Genomic DNA, 5737 nt, shown 5'->3' with positions numbered 1-5737 from the left:
CTACCTACCCATCTTCCCGATTGTTGAACTTGACTATCAACAATCAAACTTAACCCATTAATTATTGGAATAATCTTATCTTTAGATCGCAAGATTTTAATTAAACTCTCTGATGGTGGGAACTTAGGCATCTCTATGCCTTGGAATTTTATAACTTCATCATTTCTATAAGCAACGCGATCGTTATTAAGGTACAACTCTTCTACTACTATTTCAGGCTCATTTTGATCGATCCTTGAATATGTCTTTTCACCAGATTTGTCAATAATATAGTCCTCATTATTAACTATATTGAACTTACCATGCCATCTATATTGCCATTCAGAAGAGGTCGAAAAACTGATATCCCATTCAACACCGTTTGTGAATCTATTGTTGTTCGACAGGCTTCCGAATGCGATTTTTTGAAGCGATCGAATTACCTCCAGAATCCTCGTTTTACCCACACCAGAAACACCAACCAAGAGATTGACATCGCCAAATTCCATTGGTGCTAATTCCCAGCCAGTGACATGGTTACGATAATAAAGTTTTTCGATTCGCATGGTTATTTGGGGAAAGAAATAATACTGCCACCTATTACTGTCGATCGATCCAATATTGTGGTTTACGCCGATGATGCGCTACTGCCAAAACACGGATCTGATCATCCTCGATCGAACTTTCGATTGTCCCTTGTTTGAGGTAAATTGTAGCGCGATCGGATATTTTTTTAATCGATAATACGGTTTGAAAATTAGTCGATCGATGCTAGATGCTCGCTGGCGATCGTTAAATTTAGGGTACTTCTGGCTCGATGCCTAGAGCACGTAATTGAGCCGCCAATCGATCGGCTCTTTGACTTTCCAAATCGGCTCTCTGACTCTCCAAATCGGCTCTTTGACTTTCTACAGTTGCTTTTTGGCGTTCGAGTTCGATTTGTTCGCTGGGGCTAGGATAACGCTGGTTACTCTCGTCGTACCAATACAACCAATCGCGCGTCAACCCGCCATAGTTAACGCGTTCGTTGCCGATACCCAAGCCAATTTCTGGCATCCATAAGGGATTAGCTGCTTGCAGTTCGTAGCTGCCGTTGACGAGTTTGTAGATCTCTAGTTTGGCTTTGCGGCGACGCTTGGGATTGTAGATAACGTAGTAGAGTACGCCTATCTGTGCGTAACGGTCGAGCTTAGTGGTGTATTCACCACCGATAGTATTTGAAACTACTTCTAGTACCAAGATTGGCGATACTTCTTCTTCCCATAGCACGTAACTCGGACGCAGATCTTCATCGTAGAATCGCTCGACATTCAGAGCTAAGAAACCATCGGGGACGATGGGGGGCTGCTCTGGATGGTAATAAACGCCCATATCGATCCCAAAAAACCAGTCCAGGCGATCGCCCCAAAGAATTTGTAAGATCGATTTGAGCAGGCTGGGAATGAGTTCTTGAAGTTCGTTGTCCACGGGGGTATCGTCGGAGCAAGGCAGTTCGTCGGCGGTGGGTAGGTATCGCGGTAGCTCGTACTGGTACATGACAAAAGACACTCAAACAAGTGGCATAGGGCTATTGTATCATCCATTCTGGATTTATCCTTCTGCCTCTGGGAGGGCGATTCTCATTCTGAGAGGCTCCGCCAACGATTCGGCAGAGCCGACGCTACACGAACGACTATCGTACAGACTCATTGCTGTTTCTACGCATTGCTTACAGCAAATTGCGATCGCATCGTTGACTAGTGAACGCGATCGATAACATTATTCGTAGAATCATAGACATTTAATCATCATCCTTACAGACTAGCCTCCACCTGATCGATTTCCAATCGAGTCTTAATCACCGAATCAGGCTTGAGGCTAGATGATATTAACCTTTTGGTAAATAGGGGATAGTGCCTGCGATATCAGTGTCGTCAATGACATAGAGCCTGCTGATACTACCAGCCTGACGAGCTTTTCGATATTTTGCATACGCTGGATCGTTAACAAACGCTTGCACTGCCTCGATCGAAGGAAATTCGATCGAGGCAACTAACGTTGTGCCTAGTCCCTCGCCTTCAATATTTGTAATGTTGCCGCTACGGGAAAGGTATTTTCCGCCATGATTATGTACGATGTCATGAACATTTGCTGCGTAGTCAGGAATCCAGGTATCATCGGTAACTTTCACATCTGCGATTAAATATACAGTCATGATGATTCTCCTTTATTTATTTGGTTAGTGTCGATCGAAAAAGACTAGCCTCCACCTGTGCAATTTCCAAACGGGTTTTAATTACCGAATCGGGATTGAGACTGATCGAATCGATGCCTTGCTCGACTAAAAACCGGGCGAATTCTGGATAGTCGCTGGGGGCTTGTCCGCAGATACCGATCTTGCGTCCGTGGGCTTTGACAGTCGAGATCGCCATTCTTACCATCGCCATCACTGCGGGATTGCGTTCGTCAAAGATGTGGGATACTAATGCCGAGTCTCGATCGAGTCCCAAGGTCAACTGAGTCAGATCGTTAGAACCGATCGAGAAACCATCGAAGATTTGGCAAAATTCCGCTGCGAGGATGACATTGCTGGGGACTTCGCACATCACATATATTTCCAAGCCTTTATCGCCTTGTCGCAAACCGTTGGCGGCCATTTCCGCCACAACTTGACGACCCTCATCGGGAGTGCGACAAAACGGAATCATCGGAATAATATTCATCAAGCCCATTTCTTCCCGCACCCGTTTCAGGGCTTGGCATTCTAGGGCAAAAGCGTCGCGATAGAGCGGATCGTAGTAGCGCGACGCGCCCCGCCAGCCAATCATTGGATTTTCTTCATTTGGCTCGAACTGACGACCGCCTAACAGGTTCGCATACTCATTACTCTTGAAATCGGACATCCGCACGATCGCGGGACGGGGATAGAAGGCGGCCGCGAGGGTGGCGACGCCATGTGCGAGCTTATCGACAAAGAAATCCGCCTTGTTGGGATAGGAGACTGTCAGTTTGGCAATCTGGCGTTTGACATCGGCATCGATTAATAGATCGAAGTTCAGCAGTGCCAACGGATGTACCTTAATCTGGTTGGCAATAATAAACTCCAGCCGCGCCAAACCCACCCCATCGCAGGGAATTGCGGCTAATCCTAGAGCTTCATCTGGGTTGCCCACATTCATCAGGATTTTGGTGCGGGTGGGGGCTAGCTGACTCAGTTCTGTTTCGATGACTTCAAAGGGCAAGAGTCCCGCATACACCTTGCCGATATCACCTTCGGCACAGGACACAGTCACAGCTTGCCCCGTAGCGATCGCGCTGGTAGCATCACTACAGCCGACGATCGCCGGAATCCCCATTTCTCTAGCAATAATCGCCGCATGACAGGTGCGTCCGCCTTGGTTGGTGACGATCGCGCCAGCTTTTTTCATAATCGGCTCCCAGTCGGGATCGGTACGATTGGTGACTAATACTTCTCCAGGTTGGAATTCGGCGATTTGATGCACGTCAAAGATCGTTCGTGCGGTACCTTGGCCGATCCGTTCGCCGACTGCGCTGCCGATGGTTAGGGCTGGGGGTGTGGTTTTGTGTCCTGAAGTGAAGCGATAGTTGCGTAAAATATTGCCGGATTTCTGCGATTGGACGGTTTCGGGACGCGCCTGCACGATAAATAACTGTCCGGTTTCGCCATCCTTTGCCCACTCGATATCCATCGGGGTATAGGTGCCCCGCACTGCCGAGTAATGCTCTTCGATAATTACCGCCCACCGCGCCAAGGTGAGGATTTCATCATCATCGATCGCAAATTGAGCACGATCGGATTCAGCTACGGGGACATTTTTGGTCAGTTTCGAGCCGCCCAGATCGTAGACCATTTTAATCGCCTTACTCCCCAACCGTTTGGACAGAATCGGTCGGAAACCATCAGTCAGAGTAGGTTTGAAGACGACGAACTCATCGGGATTTACGGCTCCCTGCACCACGTTTTCACCCAAGCCATAGGCCGCCGAAATCGAGGCTGCATTTTGAAATCCAGTTTCTGGATCGATCGAGAACATGACACCCGAAGCAGCTAAATCCGATCGCACCATCTTCTGCACCCCCACCGACAGATACACGTTCAGATGGTCGAAACCTCGCGCCGTCCGGTAGGAAATCGCGCGATCGGTAAAAATCGAGGCAAAGCATTTATGACAGGCTGCTAAGACCTGTTTGACGCCATGCACGTTCAAATAAGTCTCTTGCTGTCCGGCAAAACTCGCATCGGGCAAATCTTCCGCCGTCGCACTCGATCGGACGGCGACATCGGTATTATGCAGACATTCTTCGACTAGATCGGGGTGAATCGGGGCTAAAATATCGCAATTTGCCCCATGCTGTGGGTATCGATCGCAGAGCTGGGTATAAGCAGTCGCGATCGCTAGTTCGAGATCTTGCGGAAATGGCGTATTTAGCATCAACGATCGCGCCTGTTCGCCCCGTTGCCGCAGGTTCTGGAGATCCTCGACGTCCAAGTCAGCAAAAATTCGCTGGAGTTTGGGTGCCAATCCTGCCTGGGCGATGAAATATTGGTAGGCAGCGGCAGTAGTAGCAAACCCATTGGGCACATTTATACCTTTGGGTGCGAGTTGCCCAATCATCTCACCGAGGGAGGCATTCTTACCACCGACTAGATGGATATCGTCAATACCAACGTCATCAAACCACAGAATCAAGGCTTGGGCGCGAGCTGTATCTGGCACCATCTGGGCAGCAGTATCGAGCATATTCTAGTCCTCCGATCAAGATTATTCGATATTTTCTAGTCTAGCTCGATAAGTTGAAGAACTTGTGAGAGCTAGACTATCTGCTACCAGTTAATCGATCGACTGTTGTCGAAACTCGATCGCGCCAATTCACATCCCCAAACTAGGATTTTTTGTACCTACATGCAACTTTCCCATGCTGCTAAAATAATAGATATGGATTCAACTCTATCGGAAAGAAATCTATGACGATCGTTGTCACCCTCAGCCCAGAATTAGAAGAGCAGCTACGAGAGAAAGCTGCCCGTCAAGGTCAGGATATTAATCTTGTTGTGACCGAACTATTGGCAAGCATCTTGAAAGAGGAAGCACAAGATTTTGTGGAGGCGGTTAAAGGCATTCAGCAAGGATTGGATGATTTCTCAACAGGGGAATTTCGCTCTTTCGATGAATATGCTGATGAGCAACGTCAAAAGTATAATCTGCCTGCATGAAATATCGGATTGAAATCTCCAGTGTTGCTGAAGCTGAGATAGATGGCGCATTTTTAAATTTATCTCAGCTTACCTCTCCGGTTAAAGCAAGTCAGTGGCATAGCGGATTGCTGGAAGCAATTGAGTCTTTGTCGTTAATGCCAAATCGGTGCTCTTGTGCAAGAGAGAATAAATACTTTAGCCAGGAAATTCGACAACTGCTCTATGGTAGAGGGCGCACGTCATATCGGATTCTATTCACTATTTTAGAGATCGGAGAAGTACATACGGTTCGGATTCTTCATGTCCGCCACTCTTCACAACAATCGATCGGTGAAAACCCAGAAGAATCTGATGAGAGTTCATGACTCGATCGAATCTCAAAAGCATTGTTTAAACAGATTTCATAAAAAAGATCGACTCTAACCCTTCTTCAACACTAGCTAACCGTAACATCGCTTGTCTAATTTCGTTCATTTGCTCTTCGTGAAGCAATCGATGTGACTCATATTGCAACCTACTGGTTTCTTGCTGCTCCAACATGGCTTGAATAGTCCGAGCATT

At 47.3% G+C, this 5737-nt stretch carries 5 protein-coding genes and 1 pseudogene; 2 read left to right on the top strand and 4 right to left on the bottom strand.

From position 1 onward, the window contains the following. The 4 genes and pseudogenes from RMO27_RS18180 to ppsA all read right to left on the bottom strand — a co-directional run. Positions 1 to 545, bottom strand: a pseudogene (locus tag RMO27_RS18180) (hypothetical protein); the annotation flags it as partial. Between the two features lie 232 nt (positions 546 to 777). Further along, on the bottom strand, positions 778 to 1515 hold the full coding sequence (locus RMO27_RS18175; protein WP_309735110.1) for a Uma2 family endonuclease: 738 nt from the start codon (positions 1513 to 1515) through the stop codon (positions 778 to 780). A 331-nt stretch (positions 1516 to 1846) separates the two neighbouring features. After that, positions 1847 to 2173, bottom strand: a complete 327-nt coding sequence (locus RMO27_RS18170) for a DUF1330 domain-containing protein (protein WP_309735108.1) — start codon at positions 2171 to 2173, stop codon at positions 1847 to 1849. A gap of 16 nt (positions 2174 to 2189) precedes the next feature. Next, positions 2190 to 4721, bottom strand: coding sequence for a phosphoenolpyruvate synthase (ppsA, locus tag RMO27_RS18165; RefSeq protein WP_309735106.1), 2532 nt, complete (start codon positions 4719 to 4721; stop codon positions 2190 to 2192). A 224-nt stretch (positions 4722 to 4945) separates the two neighbouring features. On the opposite strand from ppsA, the gene RMO27_RS18160 reads away from it, so the two are divergent. Further along, positions 4946 to 5194, top strand: a complete 249-nt coding sequence (locus tag RMO27_RS18160; RefSeq protein ID WP_309735104.1) for a hypothetical protein — start codon at positions 4946 to 4948, stop codon at positions 5192 to 5194. Further along, positions 5191 to 5541 (top strand): type II toxin-antitoxin system RelE/ParE family toxin, encoded by a 351-nt coding sequence (locus RMO27_RS18155; protein WP_309735102.1) that lies wholly within the window; start codon positions 5191 to 5193, stop codon positions 5539 to 5541. Before RMO27_RS18160 ends, RMO27_RS18155 begins: the two co-directional genes overlap by 4 nt. Positions 5542 to 5737 lie beyond the last annotated feature (196 nt).

It is taken from the genome of Chamaesiphon sp. OTE_75_metabat_556 (genome assembly GCF_031378165.1).
GTDB lineage: Bacteria > Cyanobacteriota > Cyanobacteriia > Cyanobacteriales > Chamaesiphonaceae > Chamaesiphon.
This window is presented reverse-complemented; position numbering and strand designations above follow the sequence as displayed.